Annotated in this window: 30 protein-coding genes and 4 tRNA genes; 6 read left to right on the top strand and 28 right to left on the bottom strand. The window is 64.9% G+C overall.

All coding sequences use genetic code 11. The features are described 5' to 3' along the window. Positions 1 to 3: 3 nt before the first annotated feature. From O2K97_RS09690 to O2K97_RS09730, 9 genes are all read right to left on the bottom strand, one after another. Positions 4 to 960, bottom strand: a complete 957-nt coding sequence (locus tag O2K97_RS09690; RefSeq protein WP_269219107.1) for a rhodanese-related sulfurtransferase — start codon at positions 958 to 960, stop codon at positions 4 to 6. Positions 961 to 987: 27 nt separating this feature from the next. Continuing rightward, positions 988 to 1,064 (bottom strand) — tRNA-Arg (locus O2K97_RS09695). 19 nt (positions 1,065 to 1,083) lie between these two features. Then, positions 1,084 to 1,389, bottom strand: coding sequence for an ETC complex I subunit (locus O2K97_RS09700; RefSeq protein WP_039245189.1), 306 nt, complete (start codon positions 1,387 to 1,389; stop codon positions 1,084 to 1,086). 77 nt (positions 1,390 to 1,466) lie between these two features. Continuing rightward, positions 1,467 to 1,543, bottom strand: a tRNA-Pro gene (locus O2K97_RS09705). 45 nt (positions 1,544 to 1,588) lie between these two features. Continuing rightward, complete coding sequence (locus tag O2K97_RS09710; protein WP_039245153.1) at positions 1,589 to 2,068, bottom strand: DUF192 domain-containing protein; 480 nt, start codon at positions 2,066 to 2,068, stop codon at positions 1,589 to 1,591. Between the two features lie 21 nt (positions 2,069 to 2,089). Then, positions 2,090 to 2,629 (bottom strand): cold-shock protein, encoded by a 540-nt coding sequence (locus O2K97_RS09715; protein WP_269219108.1) that lies wholly within the window; start codon positions 2,627 to 2,629, stop codon positions 2,090 to 2,092. Between the two features lie 206 nt (positions 2,630 to 2,835). Continuing rightward, positions 2,836 to 2,910, bottom strand: a tRNA-Glu gene (locus O2K97_RS09720). Positions 2,911 to 2,988: 78 nt separating this feature from the next. Further along, entirely contained in the window at positions 2,989 to 4,800 is a 1,812-nt protein-coding gene (recJ, locus tag O2K97_RS09725; protein ID WP_269219109.1) for a single-stranded-DNA-specific exonuclease RecJ, read from the bottom strand. A 39-nt stretch (positions 4,801 to 4,839) separates the two neighbouring features. Next, positions 4,840 to 5,289 carry a hypothetical protein gene (locus tag O2K97_RS09730; RefSeq protein ID WP_269219110.1) on the bottom strand — a complete coding sequence of 150 codons (450 nt, stop codon included), beginning with the start codon at positions 5,287 to 5,289 and terminating at the stop codon, positions 4,840 to 4,842. A gap of 84 nt (positions 5,290 to 5,373) precedes the next feature. Between O2K97_RS09730 and phaC the strand changes: the two genes are divergently transcribed. Next, positions 5,374 to 7,314, top strand: a complete 1,941-nt coding sequence (gene phaC / locus O2K97_RS09735; protein WP_269219111.1) for a class I poly(R)-hydroxyalkanoic acid synthase — start codon at positions 5,374 to 5,376, stop codon at positions 7,312 to 7,314. After that, positions 7,311 to 7,688: a hypothetical protein gene (locus O2K97_RS09740; protein WP_269219112.1), complete on the top strand. Its 378-nt coding sequence runs from the start codon at positions 7,311 to 7,313 to the stop codon at positions 7,686 to 7,688. The genes phaC and O2K97_RS09740 overlap by 4 nt, the downstream gene beginning before the upstream one ends. On the opposite strand, the gene msrB is transcribed toward O2K97_RS09740, so the two are convergent. The 4 genes from msrB to rplM all read right to left on the bottom strand — a co-directional run bounded on the left by msrB (position 7,685) and on the right by rplM (position 10,253). Next, positions 7,685 to 8,188 (bottom strand): peptide-methionine (R)-S-oxide reductase MsrB, encoded by a 504-nt coding sequence (msrB, locus tag O2K97_RS09745; RefSeq protein WP_269219113.1) that lies wholly within the window; start codon positions 8,186 to 8,188, stop codon positions 7,685 to 7,687. The two genes, O2K97_RS09740 and msrB, sit on opposite strands and share 4 nt — an antisense overlap. A 39-nt stretch (positions 8,189 to 8,227) precedes the next feature. Beyond that, positions 8,228 to 9,178, bottom strand: coding sequence for an N-acetyl-gamma-glutamyl-phosphate reductase (argC, locus tag O2K97_RS09750; protein WP_269219114.1), 951 nt, complete (start codon positions 9,176 to 9,178; stop codon positions 8,228 to 8,230). A 101-nt stretch (positions 9,179 to 9,279) separates the two neighbouring features. After that, positions 9,280 to 9,774: a 30S ribosomal protein S9 gene (gene rpsI / locus O2K97_RS09755; protein ID WP_017503896.1), complete on the bottom strand. Its 495-nt coding sequence runs from the start codon at positions 9,772 to 9,774 to the stop codon at positions 9,280 to 9,282. Positions 9,775 to 9,776: 2 nt separating this feature from the next. Next, the gene (gene rplM, locus O2K97_RS09760; protein ID WP_055809236.1) at positions 9,777 to 10,253 is read right to left on the bottom strand and encodes a 50S ribosomal protein L13; all 477 of its coding nucleotides are present in this window, start codon (positions 10,251 to 10,253) and stop codon (positions 9,777 to 9,779) included. Between the two features lie 260 nt (positions 10,254 to 10,513). Here rplM and O2K97_RS09765 point away from each other — a divergent pair, with 260 nt between their 5' ends. Further along, complete coding sequence (locus tag O2K97_RS09765; RefSeq protein ID WP_269219115.1) at positions 10,514 to 11,896, top strand: alkaline phosphatase PhoX; 1,383 nt, start codon at positions 10,514 to 10,516, stop codon at positions 11,894 to 11,896. Here O2K97_RS09765 and O2K97_RS09770 read toward each other — a convergent pair. Continuing rightward, positions 11,865 to 12,965 (bottom strand): COX15/CtaA family protein, encoded by a 1,101-nt coding sequence (locus O2K97_RS09770; RefSeq protein WP_269219116.1) that lies wholly within the window; start codon positions 12,963 to 12,965, stop codon positions 11,865 to 11,867. The genes O2K97_RS09765 and O2K97_RS09770 overlap by 32 nt on opposite strands. A gap of 134 nt (positions 12,966 to 13,099) precedes the next feature. On the opposite strand from O2K97_RS09770, the gene O2K97_RS09775 reads away from it, so the two are divergent. Both O2K97_RS09775 and O2K97_RS09780 read left to right on the top strand, forming a co-directional pair. Beyond that, positions 13,100 to 13,351, top strand: coding sequence for a hypothetical protein (locus O2K97_RS09775; RefSeq protein ID WP_017503900.1), 252 nt, complete (start codon positions 13,100 to 13,102; stop codon positions 13,349 to 13,351). Continuing rightward, entirely contained in the window at positions 13,351 to 13,545 is a 195-nt protein-coding gene (locus O2K97_RS09780; protein ID WP_017503901.1) for a DUF2842 domain-containing protein, read from the top strand. The genes O2K97_RS09775 and O2K97_RS09780 overlap by 1 nt, the downstream gene beginning before the upstream one ends. A 77-nt stretch (positions 13,546 to 13,622) precedes the next feature. Here the strand turns inward: O2K97_RS09780 and O2K97_RS09785 are convergent. The 7 genes from O2K97_RS09785 to O2K97_RS09815 form a co-directional block, all read right to left on the bottom strand. Then, a tRNA-Pro gene (locus tag O2K97_RS09785) sits at positions 13,623 to 13,699 on the bottom strand. Positions 13,700 to 13,758: 59 nt separating this feature from the next. Then, positions 13,759 to 14,166, bottom strand: coding sequence for a MerR family transcriptional regulator (locus tag O2K97_RS09790; RefSeq protein WP_269219117.1), 408 nt, complete (start codon positions 14,164 to 14,166; stop codon positions 13,759 to 13,761). A gap of 5 nt (positions 14,167 to 14,171) precedes the next feature. Next, complete coding sequence (locus tag O2K97_RS09795) at positions 14,172 to 14,480, bottom strand: integration host factor subunit alpha (RefSeq protein WP_026108237.1); 309 nt, start codon at positions 14,478 to 14,480, stop codon at positions 14,172 to 14,174. A gap of 77 nt (positions 14,481 to 14,557) precedes the next feature. Next, positions 14,558 to 15,535: a beta-ketoacyl-ACP synthase III gene (locus O2K97_RS09800; RefSeq protein ID WP_269219118.1), complete on the bottom strand. Its 978-nt coding sequence runs from the start codon at positions 15,533 to 15,535 to the stop codon at positions 14,558 to 14,560. Then, complete coding sequence (plsX, locus tag O2K97_RS09805; protein ID WP_419466119.1) at positions 15,532 to 16,575, bottom strand: phosphate acyltransferase PlsX; 1,044 nt, start codon at positions 16,573 to 16,575, stop codon at positions 15,532 to 15,534. The genes O2K97_RS09800 and plsX overlap by 4 nt, the downstream gene beginning before the upstream one ends. A gap of 139 nt (positions 16,576 to 16,714) precedes the next feature. Further along, positions 16,715 to 17,233, bottom strand: coding sequence for a YceD family protein (locus tag O2K97_RS09810; RefSeq protein WP_269219120.1), 519 nt, complete (start codon positions 17,231 to 17,233; stop codon positions 16,715 to 16,717). Positions 17,234 to 17,238: 5 nt separating this feature from the next. Further along, the gene (locus O2K97_RS09815) at positions 17,239 to 17,763 is read right to left on the bottom strand and encodes a ubiquinol-cytochrome C chaperone family protein (protein WP_269219121.1); all 525 of its coding nucleotides are present in this window, start codon (positions 17,761 to 17,763) and stop codon (positions 17,239 to 17,241) included. 91 nt (positions 17,764 to 17,854) lie between these two features. On the opposite strand from O2K97_RS09815, the gene O2K97_RS09820 reads away from it, so the two are divergent. Next, on the top strand, positions 17,855 to 18,334 hold the full coding sequence (locus O2K97_RS09820) for an outer membrane protein assembly factor BamE (protein ID WP_269219122.1): 480 nt from the start codon (positions 17,855 to 17,857) through the stop codon (positions 18,332 to 18,334). 78 nt (positions 18,335 to 18,412) lie between these two features. Here the strand turns inward: O2K97_RS09820 and O2K97_RS09825 are convergent, their stop codons facing one another. From O2K97_RS09825 to O2K97_RS09855, 7 genes are all read right to left on the bottom strand, one after another. Beyond that, positions 18,413 to 20,560 carry a sodium-translocating pyrophosphatase gene (locus O2K97_RS09825; RefSeq protein WP_269219123.1) on the bottom strand — a complete coding sequence of 716 codons (2,148 nt, stop codon included), beginning with the start codon at positions 20,558 to 20,560 and terminating at the stop codon, positions 18,413 to 18,415. Positions 20,561 to 20,737: 177 nt separating this feature from the next. Further along, entirely contained in the window at positions 20,738 to 21,169 is a 432-nt protein-coding gene (locus tag O2K97_RS09830) for a hypothetical protein (RefSeq protein WP_269219124.1), read from the bottom strand. Positions 21,170 to 21,211: 42 nt separating this feature from the next. Next, complete coding sequence (gene thiL / locus O2K97_RS09835) at positions 21,212 to 22,201, bottom strand: thiamine-phosphate kinase (RefSeq protein WP_269219125.1); 990 nt, start codon at positions 22,199 to 22,201, stop codon at positions 21,212 to 21,214. Beyond that, on the bottom strand, positions 22,201 to 22,725 hold the full coding sequence (gene nusB, locus O2K97_RS09840) for a transcription antitermination factor NusB (RefSeq protein ID WP_039245120.1): 525 nt from the start codon (positions 22,723 to 22,725) through the stop codon (positions 22,201 to 22,203). Before nusB ends, thiL begins: the two co-directional genes overlap by 1 nt. Next, positions 22,722 to 23,183: a 6,7-dimethyl-8-ribityllumazine synthase gene (gene ribH / locus O2K97_RS09845; protein ID WP_017503913.1), complete on the bottom strand. Its 462-nt coding sequence runs from the start codon at positions 23,181 to 23,183 to the stop codon at positions 22,722 to 22,724. Before ribH ends, nusB begins: the two co-directional genes overlap by 4 nt. Beyond that, the gene (gene ribB / locus O2K97_RS09850) at positions 23,180 to 24,316 is read right to left on the bottom strand and encodes a 3,4-dihydroxy-2-butanone-4-phosphate synthase (protein WP_269221126.1); all 1,137 of its coding nucleotides are present in this window, start codon (positions 24,314 to 24,316) and stop codon (positions 23,180 to 23,182) included. Before ribB ends, ribH begins: the two co-directional genes overlap by 4 nt. Next, positions 24,316 to 24,906 carry a riboflavin synthase gene (locus tag O2K97_RS09855; RefSeq protein ID WP_269219126.1) on the bottom strand — a complete coding sequence of 197 codons (591 nt, stop codon included), beginning with the start codon at positions 24,904 to 24,906 and terminating at the stop codon, positions 24,316 to 24,318. Before O2K97_RS09855 ends, ribB begins: the two co-directional genes overlap by 1 nt. Positions 24,907 to 24,926 lie beyond the last annotated feature (20 nt).

Here is a 24,926-nt window from a genome sequence, read left to right on the forward strand (position 1 = left end):
ATCTTAGTCTTTCTGAGCTGATCCCAGATGGGTTTCGCCGCGTTCGCGGGCCATCTCCATCTGTCTGTGACGCTCGGCATATCGCTGCCGCTGGACCTCGTCGCGGGCGTCGTGACAGCGCTCGCAGCATACGCCCTCGACATAGTGAGGCGAAGCACGACCGGCCTCATCCACTGGCATACGACATCCCCGGCACAAGGTGTGGGGACCTTGGCTGAGGCCGTGCCCGACCGACACGCGTTCGTCAAAGACGAAACATGATCCATGCCATAGGCTCTGATCTTCATCCACCGTCTCAAGATAGCGAAGGATGCCGCCTTCCAGATGATGGACGTTCTGCACGCCCTCAGCCTTCAGGAAGGCCGTCGATTTCTCACAGCGAATGCCGCCGGTGCAGTACATGGCCACGCGCTTGGCGCCGGTCTGCTCAATCAGCGCGCGACCTTCGCTCCGGAACCAGTCGGGAAAATCGCGAAAGCTGCGGGTATTGGGTTGGACGGCCCGTTCGAACGCGCCGATCTCGCCTTCGTAGTCGTTGCGCGTATCGATCACCAAGGTCTCGGGATCGGCGATCAGCGCGTTCCAGTCCGTGGGCGTAACGTAGACGCCCGCCTGATTGGGTGGGTCCAGATCCGGCTGTCCCATGGTGACGATCTCGCGTTTGACGCGCACCTTCATCCGGTGGAACGGCAGGGCGTCTGTCCAGGCATATTTGAGTTCGAGCGTCTCGAATCCTGGCATGGCGTGGATCGTGGACAGCACCGCTGCGATGGCTGTTTCCGATCCTGCGATGGTGCCATTCAGACCCTCCGGCGCGACGAGCAGGGTCCCCCTCACCTGCCCAGCGTCGCAGACCGTTTGAAGCGTCTTGCGTACGGCTTCGGGGTCGGCCACCCGCGCGAACCGGTAGAGTGCGGCGACACGGACGGCTTGATCGGACGAGGTCTGATTGTCAGTCATGGATCAGCCCCTAGAATGCGCCGGAGATGGCGCGCCCAGCAGGACTCGAACCTGCAACATCCCGCTTAGAAGGCGGGTGCTCTATCCGGTTGAGCTATGGGCGCTCTGGCAAGACGTCAGGCGTCAGTGCGTCCAGGACTGCTTGCGGTTGGTGGCGAAATTGTCGGCATAGGCCTTGATGATCACCGGCGGATCGTTCGGCTCGTGCAGACGGAAGGCGATGCCGTGGCGCTCGGCGTATTCGATCGCCTCTTCCTTCGACTCGAAGCTCAGACGAACCTGGCCGTTCATGTCGGTGGAGCTGGTCCAGCCCATCAGCGGATCAATGGTTCGCGCCGAAGCCGGTTCGAATTCCAGCCGCCAGTCGCGGCTCTTGGCCTTGCCCGACTGCATCGCAGTTTTGGCCGGGCGGTAGATGCGAGCCAACATGGCGAAATCCTCAGTGACGGCGGGGTCTGTGACCCTGCCATAACGCGCGCTGGACATATGATCCAGCGGCCTTCCGTTGGTCGGGGCGAGAGGATTCGAACCTCCGACCCTCTGGTCCCAAACCAGATGCGCTACCAGGCTGCGCTACACCCCGGACCGAACGGAGCGCTCTATTGGCACTTCGCGACGCAATCCGCAATCAAGGCTTGAAATAAGGATGCAAAACTTTGTCGCCGGGCTTGGCGTTGATTTCGGCCGCCCGCCCTGCCCGCAGTTCCAAGACGCCGTTGGCGGCGCCATTGGAAGGGATCGGCGCCTCGGAGAAAGGCGTGGCGTGCGAAGCGATGGAGACGATCCGGCCCTGTGGATCGATATACAGAATGTCCAGCGAACTGGGCGTGTTGCGCATCCAGAAGCTTTGCTCGCGCGGCGCTTCGCCCGGCCATTGGAACAGCATCCCGCGGTCGGCCTCGAGCGGCGGACGGAACATCAGCCCCCGTTGGCGTTCGGGCTCTTCGTCGGCGATTTCGACCCAGAACTGATGCTCGCCCGACGTGGTCACGACGGCCAGCTTCTGCAGCGGCTCGCCATTGGGACCGACCGGCGCCTTGGCCGCGCATCCGGCGAGCGCGAGCATCATAAGCCCCGCCAGTGCAAAACGTCTCGTCGCCTTGATCATACGCCTCTCCTGGGCGCTGGATCACTCGCCCGTTCTGATGTCCGCCACCACCAGACCTTTGGGCCCGTTGGCGAATCGCACCCGCACCGCCTCGCCAGGAATCAGATCATCCAGGCCGCAACGACGCAGGGTTTCGATGTGGACGAAGATATCGCCCGGCTCACGATCACGCACGACGAATCCGTAGCCTTTGGTGCGATTGAACCATTTGACCAAGGCGGTCTCCAGTTGTTCGTCACTTTCGGCCACCGGCCGCGGCGGCACCGAAGTCACGGGTCGACGCACGGCCGGCGTCGCTTCGCCCTGGCCCAGATCATGGATCTCGATCGTCTGCCAACCCTTGGCGCGCTTGACGCAGTCGCAGATGATGGTCGCGCCTTCGTCGGCCGCATCACGGCCGAGATCCCGCAGGCTGCTGATATGCAGCAGGACATCTCTCGTTTCGGTCAGGGTCGGATCGTCAGGGACGATAAAACCGTAGCCCTTGACGGCGTCGAACCACTTCACGCGCCCAGTGACGCGAACGGTCTGCGCCGTTTCCGTCTCTCTAAAGTCAGACACTTAAAAACCCCCGCCCGCGCCTCCAGCGGACTCGTTTTATATTTAACACCGTTCCGCGAAATTTTGAAAAGCGGAAAATGCGCGTCTATGCAGAAGCTTGCGTTTGAGGGATCGCAGGCGATGGCGAATGATCGCCAGTCTCTTGTGCTATCCGAGCTAGGCTGCTTGCCGGGAGCCTTAAAGGCTCAACCGTAGTCCTGCCCGCGTGGCAGTCCCTAGGGGAGTCGAACCCCTCTTTTCAGGTTGAAAACCTGACGTCCTAACCGATAGACGAAGGGACCGCTGCGCGGGAGAGCCGGCGATATAGCCGCGCCCTCGGAGCGGTGCAAGCGTGGATTTTCAGTTTTTTGGAACCGCCGTCAGATCATTCGAGGATCGGCGACATCCTCAATCTCGAACTGCACGCCCTTGCGGCCATTCCAGTCATCAGCCTTCAGCCGGCCCACAATGCTCAGCCCGCCCTGCCCCGACAACAAGGCCTGGCCCGTCGGCAGATCGGCGCAGCGCCAGGCGATGGCCTTGACCGACGCGCCATCTGGACCGACCAGCCGGCACCGCACATGACCGCCATTCATGGCGACGGGTTCGCGGGCTTGAACCCCGCTCAGGGCGAAGCTGGGTTCCGGGTTGGCAGGGCCGAATGGGGCCAGACGCTCGAACGATTCGAACAGATCGCGCGTCGCCGCCGCGGGGTCGATCAGGGCGTCGATCTCCAGCACGTCCTGTGCGACAGCTTCGACCCTTTCGGTAGCGAGGCTCTCGTTCAGGAAGGCGGTCAGCTCGGGCACGAGCGCACCGTCCATCGTCAGGCCTGCCGCCATGGCATGACCGCCGCCAGCGAGCAGGATCCCGCTCTCCCAGGCCGCCTGGATCGCGCGTCCCAGGTTCATGCCTGGCTGTGACCGGCCCGAGCCCTTTCCAAGACCGGTTACGGGATCGACGCCAATGACGATCACCGGCTTGCGCCAGCGCTCGCGCAAACGGCCGGCGACGATCCCGACGACGCCCGGATGCCAGTCCTCGCCCGCGACCACGACGACGGCGCTCTCGTCGGCATGTGCGCCGGTCGCCTCGACGCGACGAATGGCCGCCTCGGTGACGGCCCGCTCGACATCGCGCCGCGATAGATTCATTGCATCGAGTTCGATCGCCAGGGCCTCGGCCTCGGCCGGATCATCCGTCGACAACAACCGTGCGCCCAGATCGGAGCGACCGATCCGTCCTCCGGCATTGATGCGCGGCCCCAGGATGAAACCGGCATGATTGCTCTTGGCCGGTCCCGGTTCGGCGCCGGCCGCCGCCAGAAGGGCACGCAGACCCGGATTACGCCAGTCGCTCATGACCTTGAGACCAAGGCCGGTCAGGGCGCGATTGAAGCCTGTCAGGCCCGTCACGTCGCAGATCGCGCCCAGGGCCGCCAGATCCAGCCACTGACGAATGTCCGGCTCGGGCCTCTCGGCGAACAGGCCCCGACGCCTCCCCTCCCGGTTCAGCGCCGCCAGAAGCACGAACACGACGCCCGCCGCCGCCAGATTTCCTTGACCAGAGTTGCAGCCCGGCCGGTTTGGGTTGACGACCGCCAACGCCCTCGGCGGCTCGCTGCGCATCAGGTGGTGATCGATAACGACGACGTTAAGGGCGATGGCGGCCGCATGGGCCAGGGCTTCGTTCGCCGCAGCCCCGCAATCCACCGTGATGACCAGATCGGCGCCCGACGCCTTCAACGTATCGAAGGCCTTGGCGCTGGGGCCGTAACCTTCGGTCATCCGGTCCGGAACATAGATCGAAAGCGTATGCCCCATCGTCCGGAACCAACGCACCAGCAGCGCCGCGCTGGAGGCGCCGTCCACGTCATAGTCGGCGAACACATGAATATTCGCCTTGGCCTGTAACGCGTTCAGGATCGCATCGGCCGCTGCGTCCATATCCATGAAGCTGGACGGGTCGGGAAACAGGGCGCGCAGGGTCGGGGTAAGGAAATCTTGGCCCTGGTCTGCGCGAACGCCCCGCGAGGCCAAGGCCCGGGCCAGCGGTTCTTCCAGATTCAGGGTCTGCATGTGCGCGCGCGTCGTTGCGGCGTCGGCCGGACGTTGACGCCAGGAGCGCCCGGACAGGGACCGAGACACGCCGAGGAATGCGTTCAGTGTCTTTGCGCCGCTGTCGTCTGCCATCGGCGCGTTATCGCGGGATTCTGCATCCCGCGCGACCGCTCATCGCGCCGGGCGACGGTCGAGCGGCGGCGGAGCCTTTGCCCTGTCACGCAGACTTTGGGCGAAGGCCTCGATATCCGCCTGGGTCCGGACGGCGTCGGGCGACACCGGAACGGCGTTCACGGCCGCGCGTGTTTCGGCGGCGAGCGCCTCGGCGTCGCCGAGCGTCCAGTCGATGCGTGCGATCTCGCTGGTCAGCGTCGCGCTGTCGCCTTGGAGACGCTGCACATTCGACGCGACCTGAGTGACCGGCGGCAGATCGGTCGGCGCTGTCGGAAAGTCCTCCCAGCGCGGATAGCGCCGATTGGCGTCGACCAGTTCCTGGATACGCGGCGCCAGCGGCGAGACAGCCTCAGTCTTCGAGGCGGATGCGCCAATACAGCCGCTCAATGGCGTCGCGATCGCGGCTGCAGCGATCAGGATCATCTTTTTCGAGTGCGACGCGTTCATTTCCTTGATGGTCTTATGCCATCATCGCGGTGCGCGGAAGGGCGGATGAACCGCCCTCTGACGCCGGAAGCGCGAAGGACGATCATGGCCAAGACCCCCATAACGCCGACAGACGCCCCCGACCGCCCCGCACGCAAGGCCGGACGTCCGACGTCGGCCAAGCCACGCCCCCCTCGCCAGCCCAGGTCGAAACCTGCCGAAACGCGGGATGCCGCCTCAGAAACTCATGCAGAGCCGACTCCTGAACCGACCGCAGCGACGCCCAACCAGGCCGAGTTGATCGAAACCCTGTCGATGAATCTGGCCAAGGCGGCCATGATGGCCCAGAGCGCGATCGCCGAGGCGGCGCTGACCCAGGCCGATCGGCCGGCCGCCCTTTCCGCCGATCCCTTCAACGTCGCACCAGCCATGACGTCAGTCATGACCAGCCTTGCGGCCCAGCCCGACAAGATGATTCAAGCCCAGGCCGACCTGTTTGGCCGCTATATGCAGCTCTGGTCGTCGACGGCGCGTCAGGCGGCCGGCGAGGCGCCCGATCCCGCACCGGTCGACAAGCGGTTCAAGGACCCGGCATGGTCCGAAAACCCAATGTTCGACATGATGCGGCGATCCTATTTGCTGACGTCGGACTGGATGAACGGCCTGATCGCCGGGGTCGAGGACGTCGATCCCACGCTGAAACGTCGCGCCCAGTTCTTCACCCGCCTGCTGACCGACGCCTTCTCGCCGTCGAACTTTTTGGCCTCCAACCCCGTCGCGCTGAAAGCCTTGGCGGAGACCAGCGGCGAATCGCTGGTGAAGGGCATGCAGAACTTCGCCGCGGATCTTGAACGTGGCGGCGGATCGCTGCGCATCAGCCAGGCCGATTACGGCAAGTTCGTCGTCGGCGAGAACGTCGCCACGGCGCCGGGCCATGTCGTCTGGCGCGATGAGTTGTTCGAACTGATCCAATACGCGCCGACGACCGAGACCCAGCACGAAATCCCGCTGCTGATCTTTCCGCCTTGGATCAACAAATTCTACATCATGGATCTGCAGCCGGCGAACTCGCTGATCCGCTGGCTGTCGGCTCAGGGCTTCACTGTCTTCGTCTGTTCCTGGGTCAATCCGGACAAGGACAAGGCCGGCTTCGGCTTCGACGACTATCTGGAAAAGGGCATCTATCGCGCGGTCGAGAAGACGCTGGAGCAGGCGGGAACCAAGCAACTGAACGCCGTGGGATATTGCATCGGCGGCACCCTGCTTGGCGCTGGTCTGGCGCATATGGCGGCCAAGGGCGACAAGCGCATCGCCGCCGCCACCTTCTTCGCCGCTCAACATGACTTCGCCGAGGCCGGCGACCTGCTGCTATTCACCGACGAACACTGGATCGCCGAGATCGAGCGTCAGATGGATGCGGCGGGCGGCGTCTTGCCGGGCGCAGCCATGGCGGAAACATTTAACGCCCTGCGGTCCAACGACCTGATCTGGTCCTTCTTCATCAGCAACTATCTGATGGGGAAGGATCCGCCCGCCTTCGACCTGTTGTTCTGGAACGCCGACCAGACCCGCATGCCCAAGGCGCTGCATCTGGACTATCTGCGTCAGATGTATGGGGCCAACGCCCTGGCCAAGGGGCAGTTCGAGATCGGCGGCCTGACGGCGGACCTGTCGAAGGTCGAGATCCCGCTCTATTTTCAGGCCAGCCGAGAGGATCACATCGCGCCGATGAACTCGGTCTATCGATCCGCCAAACTGTTCGGCGGCAAGGATGTGACCTTCACCCTGGCCGGGTCAGGTCACATCGCCGGCGTCATCAACGCCCCCGCCGCAAAGAAGTATCAGCACTGGACCAACCCTGCCCTGCCCGCCACCTTAGCTGAATGGCAGGAAGAAGCCGTCGAACATTCAGGCAGCTGGTGGGAGCATTGGTCGGCCTGGCTCGGCGCGCGATCCGGTAAGCAAATCCCCGCCCGCGACCCCGCCAAGGGCCCGCTCAAGCCCATCGAGCCGGCGCCGGGCCGCTATGTGAAAGTGAAGTCTTGAACCGTCTCGAACCCAACGCCCTGCTCGCCGTCAGCACAGGCGTCGCCTTGATCCTGCTGATCATGACGGCCAGCCTGTTCGGAGAACCGGGCAATACGGTCAAATACTTGATCTCGGCTGTCATCTGCGCGGCCGCCTTTGTCCTGCTCAACGAACGGATGGCGCGCGCGATGAAACGACCGGTCGCTCAGCCGCTGATCCACGTCAGCACGCCTGGCACGGCGGTGTGGGCCGGACTGTTTCCACTGATCGTCATCGCCATGGCCTGCGCGCCCGTATTCTTCGCCGGTCACGACTATGGGCTGCTGGTGATCATCGCCTCGGTCATCTTCGGCCTGACCGTCGATTCAGCCGTCCGCGCACACCGGGCCTAGGCCGAGACGAACTTCAGCGCCACGCCGTTGTTGCAGTAGCGCAGCCCCGTCGGACGCGGACCGTCATCGAACACATGCCCCTGGTGTCCCAGGCAGCGGGCGTAGTGGTATTCGGTGCGCGGAATGCCGATGGCCAGGTCACGCTTTTTGCCGATATTGGCGGCGATGATGTCATAGAAGCTGGGCCAGCCGGTGTGGGAATCGAACTTCCACTGCGATCGGAACAGCGGCAGATCGCAGCCCTTGCAGACGAACGTCCCGCGCGCATGCTGATCGTTGAACGGGCTGGAATAGGGACGCTCCGTCCCCTCGTGCCGCATCACGCGCCAGGAGGCGTCGCCCAAGCGTCGTCGCCAATCCGCATCGGACACCCGACGATAGGGCGAGGCTGCGTACTGCCCCTCCCCGGCTTCGGACATCTCAGGCGAACAGGCGGACAGGGCGAGCGCGCCGGCGCCCATTAGAAGGCCCCGGCGATGCAGGATCAGGGACTGGGTCATGTCCCTGATACGACAAAGGTCGCGGAATGGTTTCAGACCTCACATCAGACCGGTCGCCTCATCCAGGCCCAGCATGATGTTCAGGTTCTGCACCGCCGCGCCCGACGCGCCCTTGCCCAGATTGTCGAGCAAAGCGACCAGCCGCGCCTGCTCGCCATTGCGAGCGCCGAAGACATGCAAGCGCAGGCGGTTGGTGCCGTTCAGGCCTTCGGGCTCGATGCCGGTCATGGCCTCGGTCTCTTCCAGGTCGGCGACCTCGACGAAACGCTGGCCGTCATAGGCCTCGACCAGAGCGCCGTGCAGCCGTTCGACAGAAGGGGTTTCCGGCAGGGCCGCCAGATGCAGCGGAACCTCGACCAGCATGCCCTGGCGATAGTTTCCGACCGCCGGCGTGAACAGCACGTCTCGGCTCAGACCTGTGTGTTTGGTCATTTCGGGCACATGCTTGTGCCTCAGCGTCAGACCATAGGCGCGATAGGCGGTCGTAGCGCCCCCGCTGCCTTTTGGGGCCGCCTCGAACTCGGCGATCATGGCCTTGCCGCCGCCGGAATAGCCCGACACCGCATTGACCGTGACAGGATAGTTGGCTGGAACCAGACCCGCCTTCACCAGCGGCCGCACCAGAGCGATGAAGCCCGTGGGATAGCAGCCGGGGTTCGACACGAACTGAGAGCGGGCGATCAGCGCACGCTGCCCGGCATCCATTTCAGGAAAACCATAGGCCCAGCCCGGCGCGACCCGATAGGCGGTCGAGGCGTCGATCACCTTGACCGACGGGTTGTCGATCATAGACACGGCCTCTCGCGCCGCGTCGTCAGGCAGACACAGGATCACGGCGTCGGCGCCGTTCAAGGCCCCGCGCCGCGCCTCGATATCGCGACGACGATCGCCCAGCAGGATCAGCTCCAGATCCGGGCGTGCCTCCAGGCGCTCGCGGATTTCCAGCCCCGTGGTGCCGGCCTCGCCGTCGATGAAGATGGTGTAGGTCATCTGCCTCTCCCGTCCCTTCTCCGCTTAAGGAGCAAAGGCGCAAGAAAAAGGGCGCTCCGGGTCTCCCCGAAGCGCCCCAAATCCAAACCGCGTAAACGCGATTAGCGCTTCGAGAACTGGAAGCTGCGGCGAGCCTTGGCGCGGCCGTACTTCTTGCGCTCGACGACGCGGCTGTCGCGGGTCAGGAAGCCGTGCGGCTTCAGGACCTTGCGCAGTTCCGGTTCGAAGTGCGTCAGGGCGTGCGACAGGCCGTGGCGGATGGCGCCGGCTTGGCCCGACAGACCCGAACCTTCGACGGTGCAGATCACATCATACTGCGTGGCGCGGTCCGAGACGGTCAGCGGCTGGGCGATCATCATGCGCAGCACGGGACGAGCGAAATACTGCTCTTGGTCCTTGCCGTTGATGGTGATCTTGCCGGTGCCGGGCTTCACCCAGACGCGAGCGATGGCGTTCTTGCGCTTGCCGGTCGAATAGGCGCGGCCTTGAGCGTCCAGCTTCTGGACATAGACGGGCGCGTCGTTCTCGACCGAAGAGCTCAGGCCCTTCAGGGCGTCGAAGCCGGTTGCGGTTTCGGTGTTGGTCACGTCGGTCATGCTCAGACGCTCCGGGTGTTCTTGGGCGACGCCGACTTGAAGTCGATCGTTTCCGGTTGCTGGGCTTCGTGGTCGTGCTGGTTGCCAGAGAACAGGCGCAGGTGCGTCATCTGCTTGCGGGCCAAGGGGCTTTCCTTGGGCAGCATGCGCTCGACGGCCTTTTCAAGCACGCGCTCGGGGAAGCGGCCGCCCAGAACCTTCTCAGGCGTGGTCGACTTGACGCCGCCCGGGTGACCGGTGTGGCGATAGTAGATCTTGTCGGTGTTCTTCTTGCCCGTGAACACCACCTTGTCGACGTTGGTGACGACGACATAGTCGCCGCAATCGACGTGCGGGGTGTAGTCGCCGCGGTGCTTGCCGCGCAGACGGTTGGCGATGAAGGTCGCAAGGCGGCCCACCACGACGCCTTCGGCGTCGATGTGGATCCACTTCTTCTCGACCTCGGCCGGCTTCAACGAAGCCGTAGTGCTCTTCAGCATGAGGGGGTTCCTGGAGACGAAAATCGGGTCCGGCCCCCGAGGGAACCGAATGAAGGCGCGCTGATACAGGAGACGATTGGTCGCGTCAACGCACGCGACAACACCGCATCTGCCACAACGTACTGTTTAAACAAAGCTTTTCAAATGCGGTATTAAAATACCCAACGCCAAGAGCACAAGCAGCGTTGCGGCGTAGCACAAAACGTCATCAAACCATGATTATAGGAGGGCATCGCAACGGCGACAGCTTTGGAGCCCTCATGATCCTTCATCGTCGTGGTCTGATCGCCACGGGCGCAGCCGCCGCCTTCTCGGGATTGGCGCGTCATGCCGCCGCTCAGACGGGTGAAGAGACCTACGTCAACGAGGTCCATGGCTACGGACCGCTGATGCGCGATCCCAATCGTCTGCTCGATCTGCCCGAAGGCTTTTCCTATCAGGTCGTCGCCCAGAGCGGCGACACGATGGACGACGGCCTGTTCGCTCCGGGGCAGCCTGATGGCATGGCCTGTTTCCCGCTGGAAGGGTCTTGCGTGGCCCTGGTCGTCAATCACGAGCTGAAGGGCTCCAGCAGCCTGCATCGCAACTTGGGTCCTGGCGGCCTTCGTGAGGAACGGCTTGACCTGCTGGACGCCAGCCGGGGCTACGATACCTACAAGAATGGCCGCCCCCTGCCCGGCGGCTGCTCCACCATCATCTATGATCTGTCGACCCGCCGGATGGTCAGCCGACATCTGACGCTGGCCGGCACCTCGACCAACTGCTGCGGCGGTCCGACGCCTTGGGGCAGTTGGCTGACCTGCGAGGAGACGCTGGAGACGCCGGCCGACGCCGATGTGACCAAGGCCCACGGGTGGGTGTTCGAAGTGCCGGCGACCGCGACGGGTCTGGTCGATCCCGTGCCGCTCAAGGCGATGGGCCGGTTCGATCACGAGGCCGTCTGCGTCGATCCTCGCAACGGCGTCGTCTATCTGACGGAAGACGACAACGCCGGCCTCTTCTATCGCTTCATTCCCAATGCGCCCGGCAAGCTGATCGAGGGCGGCCGGCTTCAGGCCATGGCCTGGAAAGGCGCGCCCTCGGCCGACACCCGCAATCAGGACAGTCGCACCTGGGCTGTCGGCGACTGGAGGGAGATCGAATGGATTGATCTGGACGACGTCGAATCTCCCAATGGCGACCTGGCCAAGCGCGGTCATGCGGCCGGCGCGGCCTGGGTTGCGCGGGGCGAAGGCGTCTGGTGGGGCGATGACGAGCTGTATTTCACCGCAACCTCGGGCGGGCCAATCCGCCGCGGTCAGGTCATGCGGTTGGTTCCCGGCCTGAGCGGCGCCGCCGATCGTCTTCAGCTGTTCGTCGAGAGCACTGATCCAAAGACGATGAACATGGCCGACAACATCACCGTCGCGCCTTGGGGACACCTGATCCTGTGCGAGGACAACTATTCCTCGGACGTCCGCAACCACCTGAAAGGCGTCACGCCAGAGGGCAAGGTCTATACGATCGGCCGCAACGTCTTCACCGGCAACTCCGAGTTTGCCGGCGCCTGCTTCTCGCCGGATGGCGAGGTGCTGTTCGTCAACATCATGTACCCCGGCATGACGCTGGCGATCAGAGGCCCATGGTCCTCGGTCCGGACATGAAGATGCGCGGCTGAGCCCGCAGCACCAACCATAGGTTCACGGTAGCCGTCGCCAGCACGATCGCGGCGCCTGCCTGGTGCAGCACGCCCAGCCACACCGGAACCGCGTGCAGCAGGGTCACGATCCCCAGCAGAGCCTGGAACCAGATCACACCCGCAAGCATGAAGGCGCCGAGCCCCATTCCCTCCGCTACGCGCCACCGCCACGCCTGGAAAGCATAGATGCTGACGGCGATCAGCAGACCATAGGCGACCAGTCGGTGATTGAACTGCGTCAGCGCCTGATCATGCAGGAAGGCGGCCGCGCCCAGGCTCCAGTCGGCCGGCGGCAAAACGGCGCCGTTCATCAGCGGCCAGTCGGTATAGACAAGCCCCGCATGACCGCCGGCCACGAGGGCGCCCAGCAGACATTGCAGGAAGACCGCGCCCAGCAGCAGGCCGGCGCCCCTCGCCCAACCCGACGGCGGGCGGCCGTGATCCTCGCCGTTCCAGGCCTCCAGACCCGTCCAGATCAGGGCGGCGAACAGCACGAACGCCAGGCCAAGGTGCGTCGCCAGACGCTCGGGCGCCACGCTGACACGCTCGGACAGGCCGCTGGACACCATCCACCATCCGATTAGCCCCTGAAGGCCGCCTAGGGCCAGCAGCAGGACACAGCGCCAGATCAGGCGATTGGGCATCGCCCACTGGTGGAATACCGAGCGAGCCGGCGCCAGACGGCACAGCAGGAAGACGATCAGCGGCAGGGCGAACACCATACCCACCAGACGCCCGATCAGCCGGTGCAGCCATTCCCACCAGAAGATGCCCTGGAACTCGCCCAGACTCATCCCGGCGTTGACCTGCGCGTACTGCGGGATCTGCTTATATTTCTCGAAGGCCTCGGCCCACTGCGCGTCGTTCAGAGGCGGAATGGCGCCCATGATGGGCTTCCACTCCGTGATCGACAGGCCCGAGCCGGTCAGCCGCGTGATGCCGCCGATCACCACCATCAGGAAGACGACGGCGGCCGTGGCGAACAGCCATACGGCGACGGCGCGGTTACGATCTGGATTTCCGAAACGGTTCATTCGACGCCTGACACTGACCCGGATATGGTGTCGCGTGGAAAGAAGACCAGACGCGACCGGTGCGGTATGCCCGCCCCAAGCGACAAGATCGAGTCGGATTGAGTTAACGGCGCTGTCGCCGCAGGAGATCAGGGTTGCAATACGCCGATATCGCCGCCGCCGTCGCAGGCGGCCTGCTGCTGGCCTGGATCGCGGACCTTCTGACGGGCCGGCGCGGCTTCGGCGGCACAAGCCTGGTGTCCGGGATCGGTCTGGCCTGCGGATGGTTTCTGGCGGTGCGGGTCTTCGCGGTCAGCACGATGGACAGCTGGGTGTGGGTGCCGTGGGCGCTCGTTGGATCGGGTATCTGTCTGGTCGCCTTCTTCCTGTTCCGGAACAAGCGCTGATGCCGCCGCGTCTGCGTCGCTTCGTCGCCGCGATCGGCGTGCTGCTCTTTCTCGTTTTCTGGGTCTGGGGCTTGATCGCCCTGCGCGGAATGCTGCCGCCGTCGCAGTGGATCGACTTCCTGTTCTTCGGCATCGGCGGGACCGCCTGGGGCCTGCCCCTCATCCCGTTGCTGCGATGGGCCGAGCGCGGCTGAGCGCCGAGCCTGCCCCCAGATACGGCGATGGGGCCGCCCGCAAGGACGACCCCACCATCATCATTCTTTTTCAAGAATGGTCGGAGCGACAGGATTCGAACCTGCGACCCCTTGACCCCCAGTCAAGTGCGCTACCAGGCTGCGCCACGCTCCGAAGGCGCTCCCTATAGACGGGGGGATCGCTGTCCGCAAACGCTAAAACGACTTTTCCACCTACCGTGAAAGAACGACGTCCAGACGCGCTTTGGCCTGCTCGAGATCGGCCAGAACCTGATGCAATTTCGAGGTTTCGGCCCGCGTGACGTCGGAAGTCGCAGCAGAGATCGTGACATCGCCGTCGTCGATCAGTGCGGCGGCCTCCGCCCCGATCAGTTTTCTCAGCCCCTGTTCCTTGTGCAGACGCTGAACGCCGCGAATCGTCAGCCCGTCATCGTGCAGCAGGCGTTTGACCGCCTTCAGCACCGCGATGTCCTGAGGCCGATAAAAGCGCCGACCGCCGGCTCGTTTGACCGGCGTGACGAAATCGAACTTCGTCTCCCAGAACCGCAGGACATGCTGCGGCACGCCGACCTCTTCAGCCGCTTCGGAAATGGTTCGGAAGGCGTCGGCGCTCTTGGCCACCGCGATCAGGCCTCGACGACGGCGTCGTGAACCCGGCTTTTCATGATCTGTGAGGCGCGGAAGCTGATGACCCGGCGCGGATTGATCGCCGCCGGTTCGCCCGTCTTGGGATTTCGGCCCATCCGCGCGCGCTTCTCGCGCACCTGAAAGACGCCGAAGCCGGACAGTTTCACCGTCTCGCCGCGCTCAAGCGATTCCACGATCAGTTCCAGGGTGCGCTCGACCAGGCTGGAGCATTCCTGACGCGACAGGCCGACCTCTTCATGTACGGCTTCGCACAAGTCGGCGCGCGTCACGGTCTGTTGGCCTGCCATCGTATCCCCGCTGTCCTGCGATCCGCTCGCATCCATAGGGGCGCAAAGCCCCCGAAAAATCAATGCCTCGATGTCGATTAGAGCCGAAGCGCGCACGCGCCCCAGGTCAGGCCGCCGCCCATGGCTTCAAGCAGCACCAGATCGCCCTTCTTGATTCGTCCGTCCTGGATCGCAGCATCCAGAGCCAGCGGGATCGAGGCGGCCGAGGTGTTGGCGTGGTTGGCGACGGTGGAGATCACCTTGTTCTCATCCAAACCCAACCGGTCGCCGACGCCCTTGATGATTCGCTGGTTGGCCTGGTGCGGCACGAACCAGTCGACATCCGCGATCTGGATGTTGGCGGCGGCGCAGGCGGCGGTGATGCCTTCTGCGATGTTTACGACGGCATGACGGAAGACCTGGTTTCCGGCCATACGCAGGTGGCCAACGGTCCCCGTGGTCGCCGGGCCGCCATCAACGTAGAGCAGATCGGTCTTGGATCCGTCAGCGCGCAAGGCGAAGCCCAACATGCCCTGGTCGTCCGATGTTCCCCGCCCTTCGCGAGGTTCCAGCACCACAGCGCCGGCCCCGTCGCCGAACAGGACGCAGGTGGTCCGGTCGGTCCAGTCCATCAGCCGCGTCATCTCCTCGGCCCCGATCACCAGGGCGCATTTCGACAGACCACGCGCCACGAAGCCGTCGGCGACGCTCAGCGCATAGACGAAACCGGAGCAGACGGCTTGCACGTCAAAAGCGATGCCGACGCCCGCGCCCAGCTTGGCCTGGACGATCGACGCGACCGCCGGGAAGGTCATGTCGGGCGTGGTCGTGGCCACGATAATCAGATCGACATCGGACGCCGTCTTGCCCGCGTCGGCGAGCGCCTTCTTGGCGGCCTCGACCGCCAGATCGCTGGTCGGCTGGTCGTCGCGCGCCTTGTGACGCTGCTTGATGCCTGTGCGCTCCTGGATCCATTCGTCGGAGGTGTCGATGAACTTGGCCAAGTCGGCATTGGTGACGATCTCGTCCGGCAGATAGGAGCCGACGCCGGTCACGACGCTGCGGGTGACGGTCACTGGAGGGGTTCTCCCACGGCTGCGGCGGGCTTGGCGGCATGGTCGAACACCGCGTCCAGCTTGCCCAGGTTGTCCCCCACCTTGCTCATATAGTCGCTGCGGGCCAGATCGACAGCGATGCGGATGGCGTTGCCGAAGCCCTTGGCGTCGGCGCCGCCATGGCTCTTCACCACAATACCGTTCAGGCCCAACAGGGGGCCGCCGTTGATGGCGCTGGGGTCGATCTTCTGGCGCATCTTCTTCAACGCCGGCATGGCGATGACGGCGCCCAGCTTGGATTGCAGATTGGAGGTCAAAGCCTCTTTCAACAGGGCCGAAATATAGCGCGCTGTGCCTTCGGCGGTCTTCAGCGCGATGTTCCCGGTGAAGCCGTCGGTCACCACCACGTCCACCGTGCCCTTGGCGATATCGTCGCCCTCGACGAAGCCGTGATAGTTCAGGTCGAACGGCCCGTCGCGCAGGATGGCGTGCGCCTCCTTGACCTGTTCGTTGCCCTTCATGTCTTCCGAACCGACGTTCAACAGGCCGATGGTCGGGCGCGCGATCCCGCGCACCGCGGATTGGAAAGCTTCGCCCATGATGGCGAACTCGATCAGCTGCTCCGCATCGCTGCCGATGTTGGCGCCGACGTCCAGCACCGCCGTGTGGCCCTTGAAGGTGGGCCAGCTGGCGACGATGGCCGGTCGCTCAAGCCCGGGCGCAGACATCCGCAGAATCAGTTTCGAGATCGCCATCAGGGCACCGGTGTTGCCGGCCGAGACAACGCCGCCCGCCTGACCCGTCTTAACCGCCTCGATGGCGTTCCACAGGCTGGAGCCCTTGCCGCGCCGCATGGCCTGGGCGGGCTTTTCGTCCATGGCCACGACCTTGTCGGTGTGACGAACTTCGCAGACGTCCGCGGTCAGCCCGCAACGCGCCAGTTCCGCCGCGATCTTGGCCTCGTCGCCATGCAGCAGGAAGCGAATCCCCTCGCCATCGTGGGTGCGGATATAGCTGCGGATGCCGGGAACGACGACGGAGGGCCCGTGATCGCCGCCCATGGCGTCAAGCGAGATCGTAACTGGGGCTGGCAAATGGACCTCTCGTGGCCGCGTCGTCTTGTCGCGCGACGCTTGGCAGGATGCGCTGGACGATAGCGCCGACGCCGGGGGATGCAACCACCCGACCCCTACGTCAACCTCAGCCTTGGTCGTCTTTGGATTTGAGCGCCTTCAGGGCCGCGAACGGAGAAATCTCCGTTGGCTCCTCAGGTTGCACGAACTCCGCGCCGGGCTTGCGCGGGAACGGATCAAGCGACAGCACCAATTGCTCGACCGCATACTGGCCCAGGTCGATCTTGCCGTCCTCGATCACGTCGGCGTCTTCTTCATCCAGCGTGACCTCGATCTCGTCGGTTTCCTCGGGCTTGGCTTCGACAAGCTGAATGGAGAACCGGCGATCCACATCGACTGGCAAGGGCTCCAGCGTCAGGCCGCAGGTCTGCACCGCATGTGCGGTCACCCTGCCCTTCATCGTCCATTCGCTGGTTGACGGCGTCGGCTTGATTTCCAGATCGACGGCGAAATCGTCCAGCCCCTGAAGATCGAGGCTGCGGGCGATTCGCTTGCGAATGTCTGCATCCGGCTCCAGCCGGCGGCTCAGGCCCGCGCCGATCTGATTGACCCGCACCGTTTCACTGTAGGGGAGCGTCGCGCTCATCTCGTTCAAACTTCCGCCCAGGCCGGCGTCGCCAGCACCTTGTTGAAATCCTGCGCCGCCAGGGCCGCGCGTGTCGTCAGCGCATAGCGCGCCAATGTGTCCGCATGGGGCGCTTGCGGATCCGCATAGACATTCTTCGCCATCGCCTCCGCCAGAGCCGCCGCATCGTCGGCGCGCAGCGGCTGCTCATAGGCGTTCATTCGCCCGTAAAGGGCCTCGCCCAACTTACGCATCTTCTTGCCGACGGCGACGTCGCCCACGCCCTCTTCTCGCAAGACGTGATCCAGCGCCGAGACATAGACGTCGAAGACCGCCTGAGCCGCATCCTGGCCCTGAGCCGTGTTCTCATCGCGCAGCCGCAGCACCAGCAACAGCACATGCAGCGTGTAGAGTTCGAATCGCGCGTCGATGCGGTCATCGACCGCCAGGCGCGTGTAGAAGGCCGGATTGCGGGCCTGGCTGACAGCCTTGGCGTAGAGATCGTCGCCGAGACGGACGCCGGACCGGGGTTTGAACAGGTTTTTCAGCATGGGTTCCAACGGCCCCTTTTCCGCCGCGCCGTTGAACTAGGACGCAGGTCCGTCTAGGTCAAAGACCTTGTTCTCTCGCAGGCGCCCGACCATGTCCCGTTTCGTCCCGCTTTTCGTCGCTGTTTCGCTGGCCGGCCTGTCCGCCGCCTGCGCCCCGACCATCGGCTCCAACGGCTTCCAGGCCATCGACGCCAAACCGCAAGATGTGGTCGCCGGCACCGACACCAAGGAAACCGTCCTCGCCAAGCTGGGATCGCCTTCGACCACCTCGACCTTCGAGCCGGATCAGGTCTGGTATTACATCAGCCAGACGACCGAGAAATACACCTACAACCTGCCCAAGGTTTCGACGCGCACGGTGACTGAGATCACCTTCGTCCCGCAGGGTGATCAGGTGGCGTCGGTGCGGACCCTTGGCCTTACGGAAGGCGAGCAGATCGCCATGAACCGCAACGAGACGCCGACGCGCGGTCGTGAGCTGACGGTTCTAGAACAACTGCTGGGCAACGTCGGTCGTGGCCAACTGCCCCGCACCGAGGATGACACGCCCGGCCAACGCCGCCCCGACTAAGGCGGCTCATCTCCCCAAAGCAAAGACGCCCCGGAGATCGCTCTCCGGGGCGTTTTCATAAGGGCTGGGTATTTGAGCCTAGCCGATGGTCCCGCTCGCCAGCACCGCCAGCAGCAGCAGGGCGACGATATTGGTGATCTTGATCATGGGGTTCACCGCCGGACCGGACGTGTCCTTATAGGGATCGCCGACCGTATCGCCGGTCACGGCCGCCTTGTGGGCCTCCGAGCCCTTGCCGTGGACGACGCCGTTCTTGTCGGTGAAACCTTCCTCGATCACCTTCTTGGCGTTGTCCCAGGCGCCGCCGCCCGATGTCATCGAAATGGCGACGAACAGGCCGGTGACGATCACGCCCATCAGCATGGCGCCGAGGGCTGCGAAAGCGTTCGCCTTGTCCGAAATGCCAAGCACCGCGATGAACAAGACGATCGGCGACAGCACCGGCAACAGCGACGGCGCGATCATCTCGCGGATCGCAGCCTTGGTCAGGATGTCGACCGCCCGGCCGTATTCCGGCTTCACCTCATAGGTCATGATGCCGGGGTTCTCGCGGAACTGGCGTCGGACCTCCGCAACGACCGATTCGGCCGCCCGTCCGACCGCCATCATCGACATGCCGCCGAACAGGAACGGCAGCAGTCCCCCGAACAGCAGGCCGACGACGACGTAGGGATTGGTCAGATCGAAGGCGATCTCGCCCATCCCGGCGAAGAAGGGATAGTCCGCCGGGTTGGCCGAGAAATACTGCAGGTCCGACGTATAGGCGGCGAATAGCACCAGCGCGCCGAGGCCCGCCGAACCGATGGCGTAGCCCTTGGTCACGGCCTTGGTCGTGTTGCCCACGGCGTCCAGCGCATCGGTCGAATGCCGCACATCGCTGGGCAGACCGGCCATCTCGGCGATGCCGCCGGCGTTGTCCGTCACGGGTCCAAAGGCGTCCAGCGCCACGATCATTCCCGCCACACCCAGCATGGTCGTGGTGGCGATGGCGATGCCGAACAGGCCGGCCAGTTGGAAGCTGGCCACGATGCCCACGATGATCGTCAGCGCCGGCAGCGCCGTCGCCTCAAGCGAGACGGCCAGGCCCTGAATGACGTTGGTGCCGTGCCCGGACACCGAGGCGTTGGCCACCGATCGCACCGGACGGAAGCCCGATCCGGTATAGTATTCGGTCACGACCACGATCGCCGCCGTTACCGCCAGACCAACCATGCCGGACCAGAACAGCGCCATCGGCTGGATTTCGAGACCGCTAGCCGTCACGATCGGCCCCTTCACCATCTGGTCGATCACCCACCAGACCGCACCGATGGACAGGACGCCGGTGACGATCAGCCCCTGATAGAGGGCGCCCATGATGTTGTTCGACTTGCCCAGCCGCACGAAGAAGCTGCCGATGATGGAGGTGACGATGCACACCGCGCAGATCGCCAACGGCAGCACCATCATCAGAGCCACATAGGGCTGGCCCCTGAAGAAGATCGCGGCCAGCACCATGGTCGCGACAGTCGTCACGGCATAGGTCTCGAAAAGGTCGGCCGCCATGCCGGCGCAGTCGCCGACGTTGTCGCCCACATTGTCCGCGATGGTCGCGGCGTTGCGAGGATCGTCCTCGGGAATACCCGCCTCGACCTTGCCCACCATGTCGCCGCCAACGTCGGCGCCCTTGGTGAAGATGCCGCCGCCCAGTCGCGCGAAGATCGAGATCAGCGAGGCGCCGAACCCCAACGCCACCAGCCCGTCGATCACTTCGCGGCCTGTCGAGGGCAAGCCCAGATGCTGGGTCAGCACGATGTAGTAGCCTGACACCCCGATCAGGGCGCCGCCCGCCACGAACATGCCGGTGATGGCGCCCGAGCGGAACGCCAGGTTCAAGCCCTTGGACAGGCTTTCGGACGCCGCCTGCGCTGTGCGCACATTGGCCCGCACCGAGATCAGCATCCCGGCGTAACCCGCTGCCCCGGACAGGACGGCGCCGATCAGGAAGCCGACGGCGGCATAGACGCCGATCAGGAAATAGGCGGCGATCAGGATCACGATCCCGACGATGCCGATGGTCAGATATTGCCGCTTCAGATAAGCCGAGGCGCCTTCCTGGATCGCGGCGGCGATCTCTCGCATCTTGTCGTTGCCGGTGCTCGCCTTCATCAGCACGGCGGTCTGAGCGGCGCCATACAGCACCGCCAGCACACCGGCCGCGAAGACCAGCGTAAGTGAGTTCGTCATTGGCGTTTCCATGCCCTTGCAAACAGGCGCGCAGGCCTTGGCGCGGTCGGGCGTTATCGCCTCTGTCCGCCTTCCGGTCCCCCCGCACGCGGCGAACGCGTCAGTGCGTTCTTTGGGATTTGCAAAGGGAGCCTGTCATGGCAGGCGGAGTGACGCAACAGCGGTCGGTCAGCCCGTTCAGCGGGCGGTCTGCATGCCAGTTCGGCGACGCGGCGACTGGCTGACGACCTCGACGCGTCGCACGGAGCCGCGACCCGACATCGCCGCAGACGCCGCCACCAGCGAGGCGGACAGGGCCCGCTCGTCCAGCCGTGTCCAGTCGCCGGGCACGGTGAAGGGCGTCTTGTGCGCCGCGCGGACGACGGCGTCGCGGAAGAAGGCCTCCTTGGCCTTCATCTGCTCGACGGTCTTGCCGGCGCCCAGTTCGAGCCTGAGGGCGACGAACACGTAGTTCCGCAAACGCCCGCCCTCGATGACGGGCAAGCCGAGGCCCGCGATGCTCAGGGCCGCAGGTGCGGACTCCGTTTCGCTGCTGGAGGCGGCGGCGCGACTGGCGGCGGCGCCGGTCAGGGCGGCGGTTCCGGCGGCGATCAGGGTTCTACGGTCCATAGCGACACCCTGCCGGACGGGCGTTAGGATTCCCTTGCCGCGTCAGCCATGGGTCCAGCCGTTTCTGGCCATCGGCACGGGCTGACCGTCGTAAAGGACCGTCAAGCCCTGACCTGCGGTGACCTCTCCGACGCGAGTCAGACGAATCAGTCGGCGCTCGGCCTCGCGCCGCAGGGCGTCTTCGTGGCGCGGATGGGCGGTGAAGGCGATCTCGTAGTCGTCGCCGCCGCTAGCCAGGTCTTCCAAAGACAGCTGCGGATCGACCCGGTCGTCGAACCAGGCCTGGGCCGCCGCGGACAGCGGCAGGACGTTCAGATTGACCGCCACGCCGACCCTGCTGGCCCGCGCGATGTGGGCCAGGTCGGCGGCCAGGCCGTCCGACACATCGACGGATGCTGTGGCGAACTCGCGCACGATGTCGGCGAAGTCGTTGCGTGGCGTCGGCATCCGGTAGTGGCTGACCAAGGCCTCCATCCGCTCGGGCGCCAGAGCCAGTTGTCCTTGCGCCGCCTTGAGCCCTAGCAGCCCGTCCCCGATCACGCCGGTGACGAAGACGAGGTCGCCGACCTGCGCGCCGGCGCGAGAAATGGCTTTGCCCGTCGGCGCCCACCCCAAGGCCGTCAGAGAGAAGGACAGCGGGCCAGGAGTCTTGACCGTGTCCCCGCCGAGCAGATGAACGCCGAACCGAGCCTGATCCTCGGCCAGCCCGGCCGCAAAGGCCTCGCGCTCGGGCCAGCCGCAGCGTTCGGACCAGAAGCAGGCCAGCAGATAGCCGAACGGCTCAGCGCCCTTGGCGGCAAGGTCCGAGAGGTTCACCCGCAGCAGCTTCCTGGCGACCGTGTCCAGCGGATCATCAGGCAGGAAATGCACGCCCTCGACGATGGCGTCCTTGGTCAGGACGAGGTCATAGCCGGCGCGTGACGGCAGCGCCGCCACATCATCGACCAGTCCCCTGCCCCACTCGGGATGGGCCAGGGGCTTGAACAGCCGCTCGATCGTCTCGAACTCGCCCGCGACGTCGAGCGCCGGCATTATTTGCGGGTGTCTTTGGCCACGCCGTCCAGCGCCGCGTTGACGAAGCGCGCCTCGGCGTCGTCGAAGAAGGCCTTGGCCAGTTCGACATATTCGTCGATCACGACCTCGCGCGGGGTCTCGGGATGCTTGATCAGCTCCCAGGCGCCCGAACGCAGCAGGGCGCGCAGGGTGGCGTCGATCCGCTCCAGCTTCCAGTTGGAGGCCAGGCGGGCCTTGATGGCCGTGTCGATGTCGCGCTGGCTTTCGATCACGCCGCGCACGATGTCGGCGAAATAGGCCTCATCGGCCTCGGCCAGGGCTTGGCCCTCAATATCGGCATCGAAGCGGAAGTTGGAGAATTCGGTGATCACCGTCTCCACGCCCTCGCCGGCCAGTTCCATTTGATACAGGGCCTGGACGGCGGCGAGACGCGACACTGTGCGAGCGCGACGCTGTTTGGAGCTCAGATTGGGCTCGGCGCGCTGCTTTTCGGCTTCGGCGAGTTGTTCGAGGACGGCTTTGACACTGTTCGGTTCAGTCATGCGCCGACGCCATGACGCAACCGCTTCTTCAATGCAATGAGGTCCAGGCACGCCTTGGCGGCGCCGCCGCCCTTATCCCCTTCCGAAAGACGGGCCCGATACCAGGCTTGGTCTTCGTCCTCGGTCGTCAGGATGCCATTGCCGATGATGACGCCCTTGACGCCGAGAGCCATGATGCCGGCCGCCGACTGATCGGAGACGATCTCGAAATGATAGGTTTCGCCACGGATGACCGTGCCCAGGGCGACGTAGCCGTCATAGCGGGGCGCGGTCGGGAAGCGGCCGGCCTCCTCGGCCAGGGCGATGGCCGGCGGCACCTCCAGCGCGCCGGGCACGGTGATGACGTCGAAGTCGGCGCCGCGCGCCTTCAGCGTCTCTTTGGCCCCTTCCAGCAGGGCGTCGGCCAGGTCGTCGTAGAAGCGCGCCTCGACGATCAGAATACGGGGGGCTTCGGTCACGCCTTTGTTTCTCCATCCATGTCACGCCAGCCGACGATGCGCAGGCCGTAGCCTTCCAGCGCCGTCGGTTCGGGTCGCGTCGAACTCATCACGATCATATCCCTGACACCCAGGTCCAGCAGGATCTGGGCCCCCACGCCATAGGCGCGCAGCGATCGATCCATCGCCGCCGGCTTGTCCGCGCCCGCCAGCCGTTCGGCCAGCGAGGTCAGCGACGGATCGCGCAGGAAGACGACGACGCCGGGGCCGTCATGGTTGGTGATCTGTTTCAGGGCGCTGGGCACATAGTCCTGGCGCGCCTCGACGTGGCCCAGCAGGTCGCAGGCAAAGTCCACCTGGTGCATCCGCACCAAGGTCGGTTTGGCCGGATCGATGCGCCCCTTGACCAGGGCCACATGCTCGGCGCCCTCGATGGTGTTCTTGTACAGCATCAGGCGGAACGGTCCGCCGTGGACGCTTTCGAACGGCGTATCCATGATCCGCTCGACGAAGCGTTCGGTGCGGCGGCGATAGGCGATCAGGTCGGCGATGGTGCCGATCTTTAGCCCATGCAACTGGGCGAAGGCGACCAGATCGGGCATCCGCGCCATCTCGCCGTCGTCCTTGATGATCTCGCAGATCACCCCGGCGGGCGTCAGGCCGGCCATGCGGCTGATATCCACCGCCGCCTCGGTGTGGCCGGCGCGGACCAGCACGCCACCGTCGCGCGCCACCAGCGGGAAGATGTGGCCCGGCGAGACGATGTCGTCCATGCCCTTTGACGCGTCGGTCGCCACATGAATGGTGCGCGAGCGGTCGGCGGCCGAGATGCCGGTGGTGACGCCGTCCTTGGCCTCGATCGAGACGGTGAAGGCGGTCTTCATGCTCTCGCGGTTGTCGGCGGCCATTGGCGGCAAACGCAGTTGCTGGGCGCGCTCGGCCGTCAGGGCCAGGCACACCAGCCCGCGCGCCTGGCGGATCATGAAGTTGATCTGATCCGGCGTCGCGAACTGGGCGGGGATGATGATGTCCCCCTCGTTCTCGCGATCCTCGGCGTCCACCAGGATGTAGGGACGGCCGTTACGGGCGTCTTCCAGAATGTCCTCGATGGGACTGATGGGGCTGTCGTTCATGTTCGCGGCCTGGGCTTGCATCACGCGGTCTCCTGCCACCGCGCGAGGTATCGCGCCAGCATGTCGATCTCCAGATTGACGGGATCGCCCACTTTCAAGCGCCCCAAGGTCGTCACGTCCCAAGTGTGCGGGATGATGTTCAGCGAAAAGACCTGACCCTCGACGGCGTTTACGGTCAGAGACACCCCGTCGACCGTGATCGAGCCCTTGGCGGCGATATAGCGATGCAGGGGCGCGGGGGCCTCGACCTCGATCCGGTGCGATCCGCCTTCGGGCGTGATCGAAACCACCCGACCAAGACCGTCAACGTGGCCGGACACGACATGGCCGCCCATCTCGTCGCCCAGCTTGGCGGCCCGCTCCAGATTGACGCCGTCGCCTGTCTTCCAGGCGCCCAGGGTGGTCTTGGACAGGGTCTCGTTCGACACCTCGACAGCGAACCAACCGGGGCCTTTTTCGGTCACCGTCAGGCAGCAGCCCGCGTGGCTGATGGAGGCGCCCAAGTCGATGCCGTCGATGTTCCAGGCGGTCTCGATCTCGTAACGGCGGTCGCGATCGGTCTCGCGGACCTCGCGGACGCGGCCGATGTCGGTGACGATGCCGGTGAACATTTGGACTCTGGACCCCTTGG

It is taken from the genome of Brevundimonas vesicularis (assembly GCF_027105095.1).
GTDB lineage: Bacteria > Pseudomonadota > Alphaproteobacteria > Caulobacterales > Caulobacteraceae > Brevundimonas > Brevundimonas vesicularis_E.

Excerpts from the sequence above, each read along its gene's own strand:
- O2K97_RS09700 (WP_039245189.1), bottom strand. The coding sequence starts at position 1,389 with ATGTTGGCTCGCATCTACCGCCCGGCCAAAACTGCGATGCAGTCGGGC.
- O2K97_RS09825 (WP_269219123.1), bottom strand. The coding sequence starts at position 20,560 with ATGACGAACTCACTTACGCTGGTCTTCGCGGCCGGTGTGCTGGCGGTG.
- phaC (WP_269219111.1), top strand. The coding sequence starts at position 5,374 with ATGGCCAAGACCCCCATAACGCCGACAGACGCCCCCGACCGCCCCGCA.
- O2K97_RS09730 (WP_269219110.1), bottom strand. The coding sequence starts at position 5,289 with ATGAACGCGTCGCACTCGAAAAAGATGATCCTGATCGCTGCAGCCGCG.
- ribB (WP_269221126.1), bottom strand. The coding sequence starts at position 24,316 with ATGCAAGCCCAGGCCGCGAACATGAACGACAGCCCCATCAGTCCCATC.
- O2K97_RS09815 (WP_269219121.1), bottom strand. The coding sequence starts at position 17,763 with ATGCTGAAAAACCTGTTCAAACCCCGGTCCGGCGTCCGTCTCGGCGAC.
- thiL (WP_269219125.1), bottom strand. The coding sequence starts at position 22,201 with ATGCCGGCGCTCGACGTCGCGGGCGAGTTCGAGACGATCGAGCGGCTG.
- O2K97_RS09770 (WP_269219116.1), bottom strand. The coding sequence starts at position 12,965 with ATGAACCGTTTCGGAAATCCAGATCGTAACCGCGCCGTCGCCGTATGG.
- recJ (WP_269219109.1), bottom strand. The coding sequence starts at position 4,800 with ATGGCAGACGACAGCGGCGCAAAGACACTGAACGCATTCCTCGGCGTG.
- O2K97_RS09820 (WP_269219122.1), top strand. The coding sequence starts at position 17,855 with ATGTCCCGTTTCGTCCCGCTTTTCGTCGCTGTTTCGCTGGCCGGCCTG.
- msrB (WP_269219113.1), bottom strand. The coding sequence starts at position 8,188 with ATGACCCAGTCCCTGATCCTGCATCGCCGGGGCCTTCTAATGGGCGCC.
- O2K97_RS09780 (WP_017503901.1), top strand. The coding sequence starts at position 13,351 with ATGCCGCCGCGTCTGCGTCGCTTCGTCGCCGCGATCGGCGTGCTGCTC.
- rpsI (WP_017503896.1), bottom strand. The coding sequence starts at position 9,774 with ATGACCGACGTGACCAACACCGAAACCGCAACCGGCTTCGACGCCCTG.
- plsX (WP_419466119.1), bottom strand. The coding sequence starts at position 16,575 with ATGGGCGGCGATCACGGGCCCTCCGTCGTCGTTCCCGGCATCCGCAGC.
- O2K97_RS09830 (WP_269219124.1), bottom strand. The coding sequence starts at position 21,169 with ATGGACCGTAGAACCCTGATCGCCGCCGGAACCGCCGCCCTGACCGGC.
- O2K97_RS09795 (WP_026108237.1), bottom strand. The coding sequence starts at position 14,480 with ATGGCAGGCCAACAGACCGTGACGCGCGCCGACTTGTGCGAAGCCGTA.
- argC (WP_269219114.1), bottom strand. The coding sequence starts at position 9,178 with ATGACCTACACCATCTTCATCGACGGCGAGGCCGGCACCACGGGGCTG.
- O2K97_RS09855 (WP_269219126.1), bottom strand. The coding sequence starts at position 24,906 with ATGTTCACCGGCATCGTCACCGACATCGGCCGCGTCCGCGAGGTCCGC.
- O2K97_RS09710 (WP_039245153.1), bottom strand. The coding sequence starts at position 2,068 with ATGATCAAGGCGACGAGACGTTTTGCACTGGCGGGGCTTATGATGCTC.
- O2K97_RS09765 (WP_269219115.1), top strand. The coding sequence starts at position 10,514 with ATGATCCTTCATCGTCGTGGTCTGATCGCCACGGGCGCAGCCGCCGCC.
- nusB (WP_039245120.1), bottom strand. The coding sequence starts at position 22,725 with ATGACTGAACCGAACAGTGTCAAAGCCGTCCTCGAACAACTCGCCGAA.
- O2K97_RS09690 (WP_269219107.1), bottom strand. The coding sequence starts at position 960 with ATGACTGACAATCAGACCTCGTCCGATCAAGCCGTCCGTGTCGCCGCA.
- rplM (WP_055809236.1), bottom strand. The coding sequence starts at position 10,253 with ATGCTGAAGAGCACTACGGCTTCGTTGAAGCCGGCCGAGGTCGAGAAG.
- O2K97_RS09810 (WP_269219120.1), bottom strand. The coding sequence starts at position 17,233 with ATGAGCGCGACGCTCCCCTACAGTGAAACGGTGCGGGTCAATCAGATC.